Here is a 16,084-nt window from a genome sequence, read left to right as displayed (position 1 = left end):
CGTCAGCTGGCAGAAGTATCCAGCGCCGGCAGGGACTTAATCAACTCATCCAGCGCCTTCATCTGCGCCAGATAGGGTTCGAGCTTGTCCAGTTTCAGTGCACAGGGTCCATCGCATTTGGCCTGATTTGGATCCGGGTGGGCTTCGATAAAGAGACCCGCCAAGCCCAAGGCCATTCCGCTTCTGGCCAGCTGTGCAGCCTGCGCGCGGCGACCATCGGCTGAATCACTGCGACCACCGGGTTTTTGCAAGGCGTGGGTGGCATCGAAGATCACCGGGGCAAAGGTTTTCATTTCATCCATGCCGAGCATATCCACCACCAGGTTATTGTAACCAAAGCAGCTACCGCGCTCGCACAGGATGATCTTGTCGTTGCCGGCTTCCATAAACTTGCTGATGATATGGCGCATCTCATGGGGCGCCAAAAACTGTGGTTTTTTGACGTTGATGACCGCGTTGGTTTTGGCCATAGCCACCACCAAATCGGTCTGACGGGCCAAAAAGGCCGGTAATTGGATCACATCCACGACTTCGGCTACCGGCGCCGCCTGATAGGGCTCATGCACATCGGTAATCAAAGGTACGTTGAAGGTATTTTTGATTTCCTCAAAAATCTTCAACCCTTCTTCCATCCCAGGCCCCCGGTAGGAATGCACCGAAGAGCGGTTGGCCTTATCGAAAGAGGCTTTAAATACATAGGGAATACCCAGGCGCGTGGTCACTTCCTTGTAGTGTTCAGCAATACGCATGGCCAAATCGCGGGATTCCAGCACATTCATGCCGCCAAACAGCACAAAAGGCTTGTCGTTAGCGACCTCGATAGCACCGAGCTTTATTGTCTTCATATTGTTCATCCGGCCACTCCTTTCATCAGCAGACCACAAATATACGCCATATAGGTGCCTAAGCCGTAACCCATTACCGCCAGCAATACACCCACCGGCGCCAGTGACGGATGGAAGGCTGCTGCCACCACAGGGGCGGAAGCTGCGCCGCCCACATTGGCCTGGCTGCCCACCGCCATGTAGAAGATGGGTGCCCGGATAAGCTTGGCAACCCCCAACATCAGGCTGGCGTGGATCAACATCCAAATCACACCCAGAGCAAAGAACACCGGCGTTTCGGCAATTTTGGTGACGTCCATGTGTAAGCCGATGGTGGTCACCAACACATACACAAACACGCTGCCGATTTTAGAAGCGCCGGCCTGCTCCAGATCCCGCGCTTTGGTGAAAGACAAAACAATACCGAAGGTCGTGGCGAATACCACCAGCCAGAAAAATTGGCTATGCAGGCTGTATTGCTCGCCCCAGGGGGCGTTTTCCACCATCCACGGCTGGATCAGATCAGCGGCAAAATGGGCAACACCGGAGGCGCCAAGGCCAACGGCCACAATCAACATCAGATCGCGAAGTGTGGGAATACGGGTCTTCTCGCGCTCAAAGGTTTCCACCCGCTGGATAATGTCTTTAATGGCACTGGTATCGGCACCACTTTTGGCATCCAGATCCGGCGCTCTGGCGGCCATCACCAGCAACACCGCCATCCACAGATTGGCGACAATAATGTCCACGGTCACCATGGCCGAGAAAATGCCGCCGCCTACTTCGAAGATTTCCTTCATGGCCGCCTGATTGGCGCCGCCGCCTATCCAGCTGCCGGCGATGGTAGTTAAGCCGCGCCATACTTCATCAGGACCTTGTCCACCCATGGCTTCCGGGGCCACCGCGGACATAATCAACAACGCAATCGGGCCTCCGATGACAATACCTACCGTACCGGTGAAAAACAAAATCAAAGCTTTGGGACCGAGGGACATGATGGCCTTCAGATCCATGCTTAAGGTCAGAAGTACTAAACATGCCGGTAACAAAAAGCGTGAGGCCACGTAATAGGCCGCTGAAGCGTGGCCATCCACCACGCCAAAGGTATTGAGTAAGGAGGGAAAGAAATAGCACAACAATAAGGCCGGCACATATTGGTAAAAACGCCGAAAGACCGGGTGACTGCTATGGGACGTGTAAAACACCGCACCGAGGATGGCGGCGAGTAAGCCGAACACGACGGCATCATTGGTGATCATCGGGGCTTGGGTCATGAATTCTCCTGTGAAAATGGCCCAATAGCACTAGCTAGTGCAATACGACAGGTTCAGTCTGATAACGCCAAAGCTGCATTTTCAGCAACTGAGCGGCGGGATCTTTGGGGCAATGGCGGATAAAAAAGCGGTAGTCTGCCAGTGCCACGCCATGACAATCAAGTTGTTGATATAAAAAGCCTCTGTCACGACGCTCATAGGGATCGTCAGGACAAAGCTGCACCAACAAATCGGTGGCAACCAGGGCTTGCTGGTAACGTTGTTCGTCAAAGCAGGCCGCTTTAAGGTTATTCAGTAAACGGATCATCAGCGCCTTACAACCAGCCGGAGCAACGTCCTTCAAGCTCATATCACTGTCTTCGTCGCTGTGTTGCTGATACAACTGCTCCAGTTGTCGCCAGCTCAACTGACGCCCGTCCAGGGCATCGAAAAACATTAAGCGTGCACCGCCGAGCTCACAGCGGATAAGACAGTAGCCTGGCAGAATTACTTCGCGAAGATTAAGGCCCAAGCTGCGACCGATGTTGCAAAACAAGATCGCCAGGGTCACCGGGCTGCCGGTATGGTGATCCATCACCATGTCAATCAAACCATGGCGTGAAGAAAGCGGTGCATATTCGTCCACACCAAAGGCCAATTCACGGTAAAACAGATGTACCAATTGCAATAACTTGGTGCGCTCGTTGTCGTCTGTATTGATGCGGGAGAAGCAAAACTGTTGCCATTGGGCGACCTGCGCCAGATACTTTTCAATATCCAGCGCCGGGTTAAAAGCCTTGGCCACCAATAGCGCCCCAAGCAGGGACTGCTCTTCCTGAATGGCTTGTGTCAGGGTCAAAACACCAACCTCATCACAATCAGGAGAACAGCAAAGGCTGCTTCAATACCGCGACTTTCGCGGCGAACGCCAGCCAGCTGATAGCACCGATGAAGCCCACCCAACGCATGGCTGTGGTACGACCCAATTTAAGTGCAACCAGCCCCATCAGGATATACAGCAATACGGCGAACAGTTTTTCTGTGACCCACAAATGCACAAAAGGATATTGCGCAATCAGTACGCACAGTGCGGCAGCAGAAGCGAGTAGTAGCGTATCCACCACATGGGGCAGCACTTTTACCCACTTTCGTTGCAATTGCGGGGAATCTTTTAAACGCCAGTAAAAGCGCAGAATAAACAGAGCGAGGCTAATAGATATAAGGCTGAGGTGCAGATGCTTAACCAGCATATACATAGACGCTTCCTTTTTATTATTTTTTTAGCAGGTACAAAAAATTTGCCGATGCGGGCCCAACTTTACTGTGCTGCGACAGTAAAATCGAGCCCTGTTTGAAGACTTTATTCTAACTAGCTGATAGGCGGTTTAATTTGGTAGTCAGTCAGGCTGAGGATGGGCTGAGAGAATTTCCTCTAAGCGGCCTTTGTTGGACATCAAAATATCCACTAACTTGGGATCAAACTGCTTGGCGCGCTGGGCCTGGATGGTTTCCAGCACTTTGTCCAAAGGCCAGGCTTCCTTGTAGCAATTTTTACTGATCAAGGCATCTATTACATCGGCAATTGCCGTGATCCGGCAATTGATATCGATTTCATCGCCTTTGAGCCCCTGTGGATAGCCGTTACCATCCCAATGCTCATGGTGGTCGCGGGCCAGCAATGCGGCGGTTTTGATAATCGGGCGCTTGGAATCCTTCAGCAACTCGTAGCCAAATTTTGCATGATTGCGAACAATGGCTTTCTCCTGCTCATTCAGTCTACCGGGCTTGCCCAACACGTTATCGGGAATACTGATTTTGCCAATATCGTGCAAAGGCACCGCCAGCTTGAGGATCTCCACCTCTTCTTCATTAAGGCCGTATTCGGTTCCCAGCAATTCACAGATAAGACGCATACGCTCAATATGGCAACTGCCTTCGTACTGCTTTTCCATGGCCTGACCGAGACGCTCAACAATCTCTCGCTGGGTGTCTTCGATATCTTTGGTCAACATCACGTTATCAAAGGCAATCTGTACGTTTTGCGAGAAAATCTCCAGTAAATGCTTGTCTAGTTCATTGAGCTTGCGTGGCAATCCAGACAGATACAACAAGGAGCCACGGTGCGACTTGCTATCGCAATAGGCCACCAAATATTCATCGGCATAAATAATACGCTTTTGCTTCAAGGCTTTGTGACAAGCCTCCAGTTGCTCGCCATCCAGCGCCTGCTCCAACAGTTTACCTTCGTATTCCTCCAACTCGCCTTTGGCGGTGAACACGTAAAAATCGGAGGATTCGGTGTTGGTAATAGGCTTGGGACCAGCAACCGCCGAGGTAATATAGGCCGCCTCATGGGTACCCCCAAGGAGCGATGACAATTGCTGGATAATACCGTTAAGAAAATGCTCAAGACTGTGGATGCTGAAAAGGTTGGCGGAAGCTGAAATGATTTTCTCCAGACCTTCGCGGTTTTCCTCTATGGCAATAATGTCACGGTAGGAGCGCAAGGTGGAAATCACTACGGTAAACAGCTTTTGTGCGGTCAGTTCGGTCTTGGATTTGTAATCGTTGATATCGTAATTGATGATAATGTCTTTTTCCGGCGCCTGACCGGGCTGGCCTGTACGCAGAATGATGCGGGTGAAATGGTTGTTGGCTTCATTGCGAATAAATTCCGCCACCCGCAAGCCTGCATCGTCGGTTTCCATCACCACATCTAACAGGGTGATGGCGATATCCTTGTGCTGCATAAAGAGTTGCTTGGCTTCTTGACCAGAGTAAGCGCTTAAGAATTCGATGCCCTTTTCCTGAAACACAAAATCACTTAAGGCCAGCTTGGTGACCGCATGAACTTCGGGTTCGTCGTCGACAATTAAAATCTTCCAATTGTCACGACTAACTGGCAAGTCATCATCAGACTCATCCATGAACAACAAATCATCGGACATTCAAACATCTCCGTGCAGCAACTCTGACACCATGGGGCTCATTTCGCCAACCATGCCTAAGCAATTACGACCAAAGACGGCGTTGAAGTGGTTTAGCCCAGCCGTCCCAAAGTGACGCGGTCAAGCCCGGCCAAATCCTGCACTGTGCGCACATCTGTAAAGCCATGGGCGTTTAGCAAGTCGCGCACATTTTCGCCTTGATCGTACCCATGTTCCAGCAGCAGCAAACCAGAATCAACAAGATATTGAACAGAAAGTTGAATTATTTTTAACAAATCCGCCATCCCGGCATTATCGGCGATAAGCGCACTTAAGGGCTCAAAGCGCACATCACCTTGGGCCAGATAAGGACTGGCGGGGTCCACGTACGGCGGATTGCTGAGGATAAGATCGAAACGCTGTGCTTCTATGGCGTCAAACCAGTCGCTTTGCAAAAAGCGCGCATTAGTAACCTGGTTGATTCTGGCATTGTCATTGGCCAGTGCCACAGCCTCAGCTTTGATATCAACACCAAGCACCTGCCAGTCAGGCCGCTCGCTGGCGAGGGCTAACGCGATAGCGCCGGTACCGGTGCCAAGGTCGAGCACATTGGCTGCTCTTTGCTCACAAAGCGACAGGGCAGTTTCCACCAACAACTCGGTTTCTGGTCTTGGGATCAGGGTGTGTGGACTGACGTTGAGGCGCAAACTCCAGAAATCCCGATAACCTATCAGATGGGCAATGGGATGGCCCGCTTCGCGCTTGACCACCATGCTCTGAAACTGCTGCCACTGCGCTTCACTCAAGGCGCGCTCCGGCCATGTATGCAGGTAGATAGCGGGTTTTTCCAGGCAATGAGCCAACAGCACCTTGGCATCCAGGGCCGGGCTTTCTGATGCTGCAAATTGGGATTTGGCCCAGGTCAATGCCTGGGCAATGCTAACCGGCGTCTCAGGCCTCATCTGACAATGACGCCAACAGGTCGGCCTGGTGCTCCTGGCGAATGGGTTCGATGATGCTGTCCAAGTCCCCTTCTACCACTTCATCCAGACGATACAGGGTCAGATTGATGCGATGGTCGGTGATCCGGCCTTGCGGGTAGTTATAGGTGCGGATTCGCTCGGAGCGATCGCCGCTACCCACCAGATTACGACGGGTTGTGGCTTCTTCAGCAGCGCGCTTGTCCTGCTCCACCTGGTTTAACCTGGCGGCCAACACCGACATGGCCTTGGCGCGGTTTTTATGCTGCGAACGTTCGTCCTGGCATTCCACCACGAGGCCCGATGGCAGGTGGGTAATACGAATTGCTGAGTCAGTCTTGTTAACGTGCTGACCACCGGCGCCGCTGGCGCGGAATGTGTCGACCCGAAGATCGGCCGGGTTGATCTGAATGGCTTCAGATTCAGGCAACTCCGGCAACACAGCAACTGTGCAAGCTGAGGTATGGATACGGCCCTGGGATTCGGTTTCCGGGACCCGTTGCACGCGGTGACCGCCGGATTCAAATTTCAGAATGCCGTAGGCGCCTTCGCCAATTACGTTAGCAATCACTTCCTTATAACCACCGTGCTCGCCTTCGTTGGCACTGACAACCTCAACTTTCCAGCGGCGACGCTCGGCATAGCGGCTGTACATACGGAACAAGTCACCGGCAAAAATGGCTGCCTCGTCACCACCGGCCCCGGCACGGATTTCCAGGAAGCAGTTACGCTCATCATTGGGATCTTTGGGCAACAGTAAAAGCTGCAGCTCGCTTTCCAATGCCTGCATCTTGGCCTTCGCGGATTTGATTTCGTCCTCGGCCATTTCACGCATCTCGGCGTCGTCTTCCTTTAGCATGTCCTGGGCACTGGCCAAATCGTCCTGTGCTTGCTGGTATTGACCGAAGCATTTGGCCAAATCTTCAAGCTGCGCATACTCCTTCGACAGGGCGCGGAACTTGTCCTGGTTGGCAATGGTTTGCGCGTCGCTGAGTAAGGCTTGCACTTCCTCGAAGCGTTCAATCAACGACTCTAGCTTGCGCTGTACGGATAATTTCATGACTTTCCCGGTGTCTGCCACAAGGGCCGGCAGCCCTTGTTTAATGGTCTATGTCTTGTCCTGCGACAGTCCGAAGACTTGCTGCAACAGGTTTAACAGGTTCTCATCCTGGTCCAGCGCTGCCCGGCGAATGGCCTGGGTCGGCGCGTGGATCAAATTACTGGTTAATTTATTGGCCAACTCGGTGACTACCTGTTCGGCAGGACGTCCCTCAGCCAGCTGTTTCAATGCCTTTTCATGGAGCTTGGCTTTGAAGGATTCACTTTGCTCGCGGTATTGGCGGACCAGATCGATGGCGCCCCGCGCTTCCTGCCACTGAGTAAATTCCACCACACCGGCGTCGACAATCAGCTCTGCTGCCTCGGCAGCGGTTTGTCTGGACGCCAGGTTTTGCTGCACGATTTCCTGCAAATCGTCCACGGTATACAGATAAGCATCGTCCAACTCGGCTACTTCTGCCTCGATATCCCTTGGCACGGCCAAATCCACTAAGAACATGGGTTGATGGCGGCGCTGCTTGAGGGCCGTTTCCACCACCCCTTTACCCAGAATCGGCAACTGACTGGCAGTGGAACTGATCACCACGTCGGCCTGGGCCAAATGCTCCGGAATTTGCGACAAGGTCATCACCTGCGCCCCTAAGGGCTCGGCCAGCTCATTGGCTCTGGCCAAGGTGCGGTTGGCCACCATCATCTGGCTTACGCCTTGTTCCGACAAATGCCTGGCGACCAGTTCGATGGTCTCCCCGGCACCTATCAACAATACTTTTACTTTTTCCAGCGACGAGAATATGTGCTTGGCCAGTTGCACCGAGGCAAACGCCACCGACACGGCATTGGCGCCAATATCGGTCTGGGTGCGGACCTTCTTGGCAATGGCAAAGGTATGCTGGAATAAACGCTCGAAATTGGCACCCACGGCACCGCTGTCCTTAGCTTGGGTATAGGCCTGCTTGACCTGCCCCAGGATTTGCGGCTCGCCGAGCACCATGGAGTCTAAACCACAGGCTACCCGCATCAGGTGTTTCACCGCGTCTTGCTGGGCATGAAAATAACTGCTTTTTTCCAATACCGGATGCTCGATGCCATGAAAACCGGCAATCCAGGCCCTTAAACCTGCTACTTGGGCATCATCCAGGTCAGCATAAATTTCAGTGCGATTACAGGTGGAGAGGATCACCGATTCATTGGCCTGCAACTCTTGACGAATAGACAGCAGTGCGTCCATCACGTTGTCTGGCGTGAAGGCAACCTTTTCTCTGACCTCCACTGGGGCCGTGTTGTGATTGATACCAAATGCAATTAGGGCCATGTGGATGTCGAGCGCAAGACCTGTTTAAGCCGTCAATTTCGGCGTGGCATTGTACGCAAAAGCCAAACCTATTGAAAGCGCTTGGCGTTCTGTGTTCCCATAGCGCCAACTCTATTTGTGGCAGGTTTGTGATGCCCCGCTCCCAGGTTCTCGGCTTCCCCTTTCTTTTGATACTGCTGACTTTACTCAGTGCTTGCGCCAGCGTGCCCAGGGTGGAGCAGGTTGTGGATGCCAGTGAACACCAGCAAGCGCTGGCCCAGCTGAAGCAGTGGCGCATCAACGGTAAACTGGCCTTTAAAGGCGAAAATGACAAGTTCAGCGCCGCCCTGAATTGGCGACAATCCGACACAGACTATGAATTGCTGCTCAGCAATTTATTTGGCACGACCTTGCTGAAAATGACCCAGCATCAGGGTCTGGTGGAGCTTCAATATGATGGTAAGGACTATCAGCACTATGATGCGGCTTCACTTTTACACAGCCTCACCGGCTGGCAAATGCCGGTGAATGATTTACCGCTGTGGCTAAAGGGCCAGCGCACCGACGGCACGCGAATATTACAGGCAGATAAGGGACTGATTTATCAGTTGGAATCACCACAGGGCTGGTTGGTGGAATTGGCGGACTACCGTCAGGTAGATAACTATGCGCTGCCTTACTCTTTGCAATTAACGGCAGGTCAAAACCAGATAAAGATCCGGGTAAATCAATGGACACTCAACTGATCCGCTGGCCGTCTCCGGCCAAGCTCAATCTGTTCCTGCATATATTAGGACGCCGTGAAGACGGCTATCATCGCCTGCAAAGTCTGTTTCAACTCTTAGATCAAGGCGACAGCCTGCAGTTTGAGGTTACTGACGATAGTCAGATTCAGTTAGTAACCCCCATACCCGGCGTACCCGATGAAGATAATCTGGTGGTCAAAGCGGCCAGATTGCTGCAAAAACACGGCAAGGGCACAAAGGGCTGCCGGATTTATCTGGATAAAAAGCTGCCCATGGGCGGTGGTATCGGCGGTGGCTCGTCCAATGCGGCAACCACATTGCTGGCGTTGGATCATCTGTGGCAGTTGGATCTTGGCATCGACAAACTGGCCGAAATTGGCCTGCGTCTTGGTGCCGATGTCCCGGTCTTTGTCAGGGGGCATACCGCCTTTGCCGAGGGCGTGGGCGAGCATCTTTATCCGGTGTCCCAACCTGGGTTATGGTATCTGGTGGTCAGTCCCGGCATCCATGTGGCGACTAAAGATATCTTTACCCATCCTGACCTACCAAGAAACACCCCCCCCCTTCGCTGGCAGGATTATCAGTTCGAAAGTACCCATAATGACTGCCAGGAACTGGTTTGTAAGCTGCACCCTAAAGTTGCAAAGATATTACAGTGGTTGCTAGAATACGCGCCGTCGCGAATGACAGGCACAGGGTCCTGTTTATTTGCCGTTTTCCCCGATAAAGTTCAGGCCGAAAGGCTGCTGGCGGCCCTGCCAGAGGGTTGCCGGGGTTTCGTGGCGCAAGGAGTGAATTATTCACCTGTGCACAGCCTGCTTGAGAGGTTAAAACGGCTAGAATAAGTCCGGTGTCGATACAATTTAGACCGCCCACTGAGGATCCTACTGTGCCGGACATGAAGCTTTTTGCTGGTAATGCCATTCCAGAACTCGCCCAGAAAGTAGCCAACAGACTCTACACCAAACTGGGCCACGCCAGTGTAGGACGATTCAGCGACGGAGAAATCAGCGTCGAAATCCATGAAAATGTCCGCGGTTCCGATGTCTTTATTATCCAATCTACCTGTGCCCCTACTAACGATAACCTGATGGAACTGATCGTGATGATCGACGCCCTGCGTCGTGCATCAGCCGGTCGTATCACCGCCGTACTGCCCTACTTCGGTTATGCCCGTCAGGACCGCCGCGTACGCAGCGCCCGTGTGCCGATTACCGCCAAGGTGGTTGCCGATTTTCTGTCAAACGTCGGCGTTGACCGCGTATTGACCGTCGACCTGCACGCCGAGCAGATCCAGGGCTTTTTCGACGTGCCGGTGGATAACGCCTTCGGTACTCCGATCCTGCTTGAAGATATGCGTCAGCGCGAATTCCATAACCCAGTGGTGGTATCACCGGATATCGGTGGTGTGGTGCGTGCCCGCGCTTTGGCCAAGGTCCTGAATGATCTGGATTTGGCCATTATCGATAAACGTCGTCCTAAGGCCAATGTGTCTCAGGTGATGCATATTATCGGTGATGTGCAGGACCGTGACTGCATTATCGTTGATGACATGATTGATACCGGCGGCACCTTGTGCAAAGCCGCTATCGCATTGAAAGAGCACGGCGCCAAGCGCGTATTCGCCTACGCTACCCACCCGATTTTCTCCGGTAATGCACCGCAAAATCTGGCCGACTCCGTGATTGATGAGATTGTGGTTACCGACAGTATCCCTCTGCGTCCTGAAATTCAGGCATTAGGTAAGGTTAAGCAACTTAGCCTGTCCAATATGTTGGCCGAAGCCATTCGCCGGGTCAGCAACGAAGAGTCTATCTCTGCAATGTTTGAATACTGATAGAGTACGTCTTGTAAAAGCCGCTTTCGAGCGGCTTTTTTATTGCCAGTCCATTTCATTCCTCAGCATTGATAGCCGATAAGGCGGTTCTCAAGGTTTCAACAAGCGGCAGTGGCGTGCCAAGACTGGCAGCCAGGTAGAAGTCGTTATTCACCTCTTTTATTTCGTACAAAAAGGCCAACTGGTCCAGAGTACATCCCTCAAGCTGGCACATGTATTCAATATGGATTTTAGAGCCGGGGATCAGATCCACCCGCCCCAGAAGCAACATGGCTAAGGTACTTTGTGTATTCTTAATCTGCACTAGGTTGCTGCGAATACCGCTGCGCTCCAGCCATTCGGTAATCACATCGTCCCGCTTCACGGCGATACGATACTGACTCAAATCATCAACGTCCGTGATATGGATATCTTGCCTGTCACGTAGCGCAATAAAGTGGGTTTTAGTACTGACCAAAACCCCAATCCAGTGGAACAAATTCTCACGAAATGGGGTTCGAACAATGGAGTAGATAAGAACATTGGGCTCGCTCTGCGCCATCAGATAGGCTCTGGCCCAGGGCATCATTTCGATCTCCGCGTCCAGTGCCAATCCGGACAACAGTTGCCGTACCTTGTTGGTTGCAATGCCTTCTATATTTCCCCCTGCCCGCTGTATCTGGAAGGGCGGCAAACTCTCTGTGACAACCAGCAATTTCGGCTCTGCAGAATGGGCAGCGTTGAGTCCACAGAAGAAAAGGAAGAGCAAAAGCAAACAAGATCTCATTTCACACCTTTATCCCAAGTTCGGCTTTAAGATTAGTCAACGGAATCAATCTGTTTTAACCTTATCAGCAGAAATCAGAAAACGGCCTTGTGAAACCTTGAAAAAAACAACCATTGCCATGGTGTTGGTATTGCTGGGATGTCAGCAGGAACTGTCTCAAGCACCAACCTCCGAATCTGGCGATACTCCTGTAAAGGAAAGCAGCTTGAGTGATACCTCTAAGACCACGCCAACAGTCAAAGGCTCAGATAAGCAGGTCATCCGTATTGTCGGTGAAGTCCGCTATCTGGATTTGGAGGGCGGCTTTTTCGCTATCTATGACAAGCGCGGCAAAGCTTATTACCCGTTGAATCTGGCCAAAGAATTCAAACGTCATGGACTGATAGTAGAGATAGAAGGCCGGTTGGAGCCGGACGTGATGACTATTCAACAGCATGGTACACCAGTGCGGGTGCTGAATATCAACATCGTGGACGACACTAAGGTCGGTGTCGACCCGCGTTCTATCTGATCAGGTTCGCTTCTCTTGTCAGTTAAAAGCTTGTTTCTTATCGCTTCGCGGTGGTAGAATTCGCCGCCCTTTTTTAAGGGATAAACCTTATTGCGGGAATTTGGTCGCGAAATCCCGCCCATGTCCTTATTTGGAGTAAATTATGTCTGAAGCGATTTTTAACCTGGATGCAGAGATCCGCACAGACCTGGGGAAAGGTGCGAGCCGCCGCCTGCGTCGTGAAGATAAAGTACCTGCTATCCTGTACGGTGCTGGTGAAGCCCCTGTGTCTCTGACCCTGGATCACAGCAAAGTGTTGCAAGCCCAAGCTTTCGAAGCTTTCTACAGCCATGTTCTGACTCTGAACATCGGCGGCAAGAAAGTAGAAGCCCTGGTTAAAGACATGCAGCGTCACGCTTATAAGCCCAAAGTCACTCACATCGACTTTTTGCGCGTAGATGCCAAGCAAGCCATTACCACTAACGTTCCTTTGCACTTCATCAATGAAGCCAAGGCGCCTTCTATCAAGATTCAGGGCGGTCACGCTGAGCACCACATTGCTGACGTAGCCATCAGCTGCTTGCCTGCAAACCTGCCAGAGTTCATCGAAGTAGATCTGATGAACGTTGCTCTGGGTCAAACCCTGCACTTGTCTGATCTGAAACTGCCTAAGGGTGTTACCCTGGTAGAGCTGGCCAAAGGCGCAGACCATGACCAAGCCGTTGTGACTGTGAAAACTGCCAAAGGCACCACCGCTGCCGATGCAGAAGGTGACGAAGAAGCTAAATCTGAGGAATAATCCTCTTGATCGAGCTGATTGTGGGCCTGGGTAACCCAGGCCCAGAATACGAGCATACCAGGCACAACGCTGGTGCCTGGTATCTCAATGCACTCTCCCGCCACTATAATTGTCCGCTTAAACTCGAAGCCAAATTCTCCGGATTCACCGGTCGCATGCAAATTGCCGGTCAGGATATCCGACTGTTGCTCCCCACCACCTTTATGAATCTCAGTGGCCAGGCCGTTGGTGCCATGGCGAAGTTTTATCGTATTCCGGTGGACAATATTCTGGTGGCTTTTGACGAGTTAGACTTACCTCCTGGCGTGGCAAAACTAAAAACCGGCGGTAGCTCCAGCCAAAACGGTATTCGCGATATCGTCAGCAAGTTGGGCAATAACAAAGAGTTCCATCGCCTTCGCATCGGTATCGGCCATCCGGGTGATAAACAAAAAGTCACCGGCCATGTACTGGGCCGTGCCAGAAGCGAAGAACAGCAATTGATAGACGCCGCCATCGATGAGGCGGTGCGTTGTACCGATATTTTGATCAAAGACGGCATGACTAAAGCCATGAACCGTCTGCACTCATTCAAAGCAGAATAACCTGAGGAATTACCATGGGATTTAAATGTGGCATCGTTGGCCTGCCGAATGTGGGTAAATCCACCCTGTTCAACGCCCTGACCAAAGCCGGCATCGAAGCGGCCAATTTCCCGTTTTGTACCATTGAGCCCAACACCGGCGTGGTACCTGTGCCCGATCTGCGTCTGGACAAGCTGGCAGAAATCGTTAAGCCCCAACGCGTGATCCCCACCACCATGGAATTCGTGGATATCGCCGGTCTGGTGGAAGGCGCTTCCAAAGGTGAAGGCCTGGGTAACAAATTCCTGGCCAATATCCGTGAAACCGACGCCATCGGCCATGTGGTACGCTGCTTTGAAAATGACAACATCGTGCACGTCGCCGGTGCGGTTGACCCGGCCGATGATATCGAGGTGATCAACACCGAATTGGCCCTGGCCGATTTGGAAACCTGTGAAAAGGCCCTGCTTCGCGTAGGTAAGCGCGCCAAAGGTGGTGACAAAGACGCCAAATTTGAAATGCAGGTGCTGGAAAAAATCAAACCGCATCTGGATGAAGGTAAGCTGCTGCGCGCCGTGCCACTCGAAAAAGAAGAGCTGGCCGCCATTGCCTACATGAACTTCCTGACTCTGAAGCCGACCATGTACATTGCCAACGTCAATGAAGACGGCTACGAAAACAACCCTTACCTGGATAAGGTCAGGGAAATCGCGGCGGCTGAGAATGCCGTGGTGGTTGCCGTCTGCGCCGCTATGGAATCAGAAATCGCCGAACTGGAAGAAGACGAGCGCGCAGAGTTTATGGCTGACATGGGCTTGGAAGAGCCGGGCCTGAACCGCGTCATCCGCGCCGGTTACAGCCTGCTGAACTTAAGCACTTACTTTACCGCCGGGGTAAAAGAAGTGCGTGCCTGGACCTTCCCCAAAGGCTCCACCGCACCGCAAGCAGCCGGTAAGATCCACACCGACTTCGAAAAAGGCTTTATCCGCGCCGAAGTCATTGCCTATGACAACTTTGTGGAGTTCAAAGGCGAACAAGGGGCCAAGGATGCCGGTAAATGGCGTCTGGAAGGTAAGGAATATATCGTTAAAGATGGCGATGTCATTCACTTCCGCTTCAACGTCTAAGCAGACAGAAACCCAAAAGGCCCTTGCGGGCCTTTTTAGTTTTTATCCTTTTCTCCCAGATAAGCCATCACTTCTACCTCCACCAGGCTGTCAGGCATAAACAACCTGTTTATCTGCACCCAACTGGCTGCGGGATACTGACCGTCAGGATAAAAGGCCTTTCGTACTCCCATGTTGGCCTTCATCTCCTCCATATCTTTGGTGAACAGGGTTTCCTTAACCACATCCCCCATCCCAAGGTGATGCCGTTAAAGCAACTTTTCAATATTGCCGTAAACCCGGTTGAGTTGCTCGGCCATATCATTCCCCGGTGCGGTGACCCCGGACAGCATCAACCAAGGCCCCACCCTGACCACCTGGGTGTAGCCGATCTCCTGCTCCCAAGTATGACTAAAATGTCTTTCTATAGCTGTTACAGGTGTATCAGAGTTAGCATGGGCGGAAACACAGATAAAAGACATCAGGGATAGTAACAACAGTATCGGTTTCATCAGACGAGCCTAACGAGATTAAGTGGATTTCCACTATTAAAAGCTAGCCAGACTAATACAAGGCGCATTAGCTAAATCAACAGGAACTAGCGGTAACGGGCGTAGATAGCTTCAATTTCCCCATCCGTCTTCATCTGCTCCAGGGCCTGATTGATGACGGGTAACAGATGCTCCTTACTCGGATGAATGCGCAGCATTACCTGCTGTGAGTCCACCACATCGCCCACTTCCAGAGCTTGGTACTCGGGCCGCATTTTCTGAAAGTACAAGATGGTATTGAGGCCGATAAATATTTGATTGAGCCGCCCCAGCAGCAGCTGCTCGGCTAACAGGTCGTAAGACAAATTATCCAGTCGGGTAATCAGCCCGGTACTAAATGCTGCGTCAAAGCGCGGATATGAGAAGCCCCTTACGATTCCCACTACCTTGTCGAATAAATCTGCCGGTTCGTTGACCGCCACCAGTTTGCCCGGCGCAAACACTACCACCTCTTCGGAAATGGCGTAGGGAATACTGAACACCCCCAACACCCGCATATGCCTGCGCCAGTCAGGGTTAACTCCGGGTTCAATATCCACATTACCGGCGTCGAATTCGGCCAATCCCCGCGCCACCGGGTAGGTCATTAACTCAAACTTCAAGTCACTGATCTCTTCAATCCTGGCGAACAGATCGGCAAAGATACCTTGAGGTTTATTCCCATCAAACAACGTATACGGTGGATTGCCGGGCTGATAAAACAATACCCTCAGCGGGGCTTCCTCGGCAAAAGTGGCTGCGCTGCACAGAAAAGCACTAAACAGTACGCTCAATAAAAGACGACGACGGCTGGCGACAAACATGGTTTTATGTCCGTTGACGACCCAAACTCACTGCAAACATAGTCGATAAAATCATCAAACACACCCAATATCAGCGCTAAGGGATGAAG

General features: G+C 52.0%; 19 protein-coding genes. 7 read left to right on the top strand and 12 right to left on the bottom strand.

What is annotated here, in order from left to right:
* Positions 1–2: 2 nt before the first annotated feature.
* The 8 genes from kdsA to hemA all read right to left on the bottom strand — a co-directional run bounded on the left by kdsA (position 3) and on the right by hemA (position 8,355).
* Positions 3–854 (bottom strand): 3-deoxy-8-phosphooctulonate synthase, encoded by an 852-nt coding sequence (kdsA, locus tag P2G88_RS14165; protein ID WP_275797046.1) that lies wholly within the window; start codon positions 852–854, stop codon positions 3–5.
* Positions 851–2,098 (bottom strand): DUF819 family protein, encoded by a 1,248-nt coding sequence (locus tag P2G88_RS14160; RefSeq protein WP_275797044.1) that lies wholly within the window; start codon positions 2,096–2,098, stop codon positions 851–853. The genes kdsA and P2G88_RS14160 overlap by 4 nt, the downstream gene beginning before the upstream one ends.
* Before the next feature lie 34 nt (positions 2,099–2,132).
* On the bottom strand, positions 2,133–2,936 hold the full coding sequence (locus P2G88_RS14155) for a tetratricopeptide repeat protein (RefSeq protein ID WP_275797042.1): 804 nt from the start codon (positions 2,934–2,936) through the stop codon (positions 2,133–2,135).
* A gap of 19 nt (positions 2,937–2,955) precedes the next feature.
* On the bottom strand, positions 2,956–3,333 hold the full coding sequence (locus P2G88_RS14150) for a SirB2 family protein (RefSeq protein ID WP_275797040.1): 378 nt from the start codon (positions 3,331–3,333) through the stop codon (positions 2,956–2,958).
* A gap of 141 nt (positions 3,334–3,474) precedes the next feature.
* Entirely contained in the window at positions 3,475–5,025 is a 1,551-nt protein-coding gene (locus P2G88_RS14145; RefSeq protein WP_275797038.1) for a DUF3369 domain-containing protein, read from the bottom strand.
* Positions 5,026–5,117: 92 nt separating this feature from the next.
* Positions 5,118–5,966 carry a peptide chain release factor N(5)-glutamine methyltransferase gene (gene prmC / locus P2G88_RS14140; RefSeq protein ID WP_275797036.1) on the bottom strand — a complete coding sequence of 283 codons (849 nt, stop codon included), beginning with the start codon at positions 5,964–5,966 and terminating at the stop codon, positions 5,118–5,120.
* Positions 5,956–7,044 (bottom strand): peptide chain release factor 1, encoded by a 1,089-nt coding sequence (gene prfA / locus P2G88_RS14135; RefSeq protein WP_275797034.1) that lies wholly within the window; start codon positions 7,042–7,044, stop codon positions 5,956–5,958. The genes prmC and prfA overlap by 11 nt, the downstream gene beginning before the upstream one ends.
* 48 nt (positions 7,045–7,092) lie before the next feature.
* A complete protein-coding gene (hemA, locus tag P2G88_RS14130) occupies positions 7,093–8,355 on the bottom strand; it encodes a glutamyl-tRNA reductase (protein WP_275797032.1) in 1,263 nt (420 codons plus the stop codon).
* Positions 8,356–8,486: 131 nt separating this feature from the next.
* On the opposite strand from hemA, the gene lolB reads away from it, so the two are divergent.
* From lolB to P2G88_RS14115, 3 genes are read left to right on the top strand one after another with little or no spacing between them, the layout of a single operon-like run.
* Entirely contained in the window at positions 8,487–9,080 is a 594-nt protein-coding gene (lolB, locus tag P2G88_RS14125; RefSeq protein WP_275797030.1) for a lipoprotein insertase outer membrane protein LolB, read from the top strand.
* Positions 9,065–9,925 carry a 4-(cytidine 5'-diphospho)-2-C-methyl-D-erythritol kinase gene (ispE, locus tag P2G88_RS14120; RefSeq protein WP_275797028.1) on the top strand — a complete coding sequence of 287 codons (861 nt, stop codon included), beginning with the start codon at positions 9,065–9,067 and terminating at the stop codon, positions 9,923–9,925. The genes lolB and ispE overlap by 16 nt, the downstream gene beginning before the upstream one ends.
* Before the next feature lie 44 nt (positions 9,926–9,969).
* Positions 9,970–10,917 carry a ribose-phosphate pyrophosphokinase gene (locus tag P2G88_RS14115; RefSeq protein ID WP_275797026.1) on the top strand — a complete coding sequence of 316 codons (948 nt, stop codon included), beginning with the start codon at positions 9,970–9,972 and terminating at the stop codon, positions 10,915–10,917.
* A 55-nt stretch (positions 10,918–10,972) separates the two neighbouring features.
* On the opposite strand, the gene P2G88_RS14110 is transcribed toward P2G88_RS14115, so the two are convergent.
* Positions 10,973–11,671, bottom strand: a complete 699-nt coding sequence (locus P2G88_RS14110) for a transporter substrate-binding domain-containing protein (RefSeq protein ID WP_275797024.1) — start codon at positions 11,669–11,671, stop codon at positions 10,973–10,975.
* Positions 11,672–11,780: 109 nt separating this feature from the next.
* Between P2G88_RS14110 and P2G88_RS14105 the strand changes: the two genes are divergently transcribed.
* The 4 genes from P2G88_RS14105 to ychF all read left to right on the top strand — a co-directional run bounded on the left by P2G88_RS14105 (position 11,781) and on the right by ychF (position 14,662).
* Entirely contained in the window at positions 11,781–12,194 is a 414-nt protein-coding gene (locus tag P2G88_RS14105; protein WP_275797022.1) for a hypothetical protein, read from the top strand.
* A gap of 142 nt (positions 12,195–12,336) precedes the next feature.
* Positions 12,337–12,972: a 50S ribosomal protein L25/general stress protein Ctc gene (locus P2G88_RS14100; protein ID WP_275797020.1), complete on the top strand. Its 636-nt coding sequence runs from the start codon at positions 12,337–12,339 to the stop codon at positions 12,970–12,972.
* A complete protein-coding gene (pth, locus tag P2G88_RS14095; protein WP_275797105.1) occupies positions 12,972–13,556 on the top strand; it encodes an aminoacyl-tRNA hydrolase in 585 nt (194 codons plus the stop codon). Before P2G88_RS14100 ends, pth begins: the two co-directional genes overlap by 1 nt.
* 14 nt (positions 13,557–13,570) lie before the next feature.
* On the top strand, positions 13,571–14,662 hold the full coding sequence (ychF, locus tag P2G88_RS14090; protein WP_275797018.1) for a redox-regulated ATPase YchF: 1,092 nt from the start codon (positions 13,571–13,573) through the stop codon (positions 14,660–14,662).
* A gap of 35 nt (positions 14,663–14,697) precedes the next feature.
* On the opposite strand, the gene P2G88_RS14085 is transcribed toward ychF, so the two are convergent.
* From P2G88_RS14085 to P2G88_RS14075, 3 genes are all read right to left on the bottom strand, one after another.
* Positions 14,698–14,895 (bottom strand): RidA family protein, encoded by a 198-nt coding sequence (locus P2G88_RS14085; protein WP_275797017.1) that lies wholly within the window; start codon positions 14,893–14,895, stop codon positions 14,698–14,700.
* Positions 14,896–14,910: 15 nt separating this feature from the next.
* Positions 14,911–15,153 (bottom strand): hypothetical protein, encoded by a 243-nt coding sequence (locus P2G88_RS14080; RefSeq protein WP_275797016.1) that lies wholly within the window; start codon positions 15,151–15,153, stop codon positions 14,911–14,913.
* Between the two features lie 86 nt (positions 15,154–15,239).
* The gene (locus P2G88_RS14075; RefSeq protein WP_275797015.1) at positions 15,240–15,995 is read right to left on the bottom strand and encodes a transporter substrate-binding domain-containing protein; all 756 of its coding nucleotides are present in this window, start codon (positions 15,993–15,995) and stop codon (positions 15,240–15,242) included.
* Positions 15,996–16,084: the final 89 nt, after the last annotated feature.

Source organism: Aliiglaciecola sp. CAU 1673 (assembly GCF_029223185.1).
Taxonomy (GTDB): Bacteria; Pseudomonadota; Gammaproteobacteria; order Enterobacterales; family Alteromonadaceae; genus Bowmanella.
The sequence above is the reverse complement of the archived record's forward strand: the minus strand, read 5'-3'. Positions and strand labels throughout refer to the sequence as shown.

Coding starts and splice junctions, on each gene's coding strand:
- hemA (WP_275797032.1), bottom strand. CDS start 8,355: ATGGCCCTAATTGCATTTGGTATCAATCACAACACGGCCCCAGTGGAG.
- P2G88_RS14145 (WP_275797038.1), bottom strand. CDS start 5,025: ATGTCCGATGATTTGTTGTTCATGGATGAGTCTGATGATGACTTGCCA.
- P2G88_RS14150 (WP_275797040.1), bottom strand. CDS start 3,333: ATGTATATGCTGGTTAAGCATCTGCACCTCAGCCTTATATCTATTAGC.
- prfA (WP_275797034.1), bottom strand. CDS start 7,044: ATGAAATTATCCGTACAGCGCAAGCTAGAGTCGTTGATTGAACGCTTC.
- P2G88_RS14160 (WP_275797044.1), bottom strand. CDS start 2,098: ATGACCCAAGCCCCGATGATCACCAATGATGCCGTCGTGTTCGGCTTA.
- P2G88_RS14085 (WP_275797017.1), bottom strand. CDS start 14,895: ATGGGGGATGTGGTTAAGGAAACCCTGTTCACCAAAGATATGGAGGAG.
- P2G88_RS14075 (WP_275797015.1), bottom strand. CDS start 15,995: ATGTTTGTCGCCAGCCGTCGTCGTCTTTTATTGAGCGTACTGTTTAGT.
- P2G88_RS14100 (WP_275797020.1), top strand. CDS start 12,337: ATGTCTGAAGCGATTTTTAACCTGGATGCAGAGATCCGCACAGACCTG.
- ispE (WP_275797028.1), top strand. CDS start 9,065: ATGGACACTCAACTGATCCGCTGGCCGTCTCCGGCCAAGCTCAATCTG.
- lolB (WP_275797030.1), top strand. CDS start 8,487: ATGCCCCGCTCCCAGGTTCTCGGCTTCCCCTTTCTTTTGATACTGCTG.
- P2G88_RS14080 (WP_275797016.1), bottom strand. CDS start 15,153: ATGAAACCGATACTGTTGTTACTATCCCTGATGTCTTTTATCTGTGTT.
- ychF (WP_275797018.1), top strand. CDS start 13,571: ATGGGATTTAAATGTGGCATCGTTGGCCTGCCGAATGTGGGTAAATCC.
- prmC (WP_275797036.1), bottom strand. CDS start 5,966: ATGAGGCCTGAGACGCCGGTTAGCATTGCCCAGGCATTGACCTGGGCC.
- kdsA (WP_275797046.1), bottom strand. CDS start 854: ATGAACAATATGAAGACAATAAAGCTCGGTGCTATCGAGGTCGCTAAC.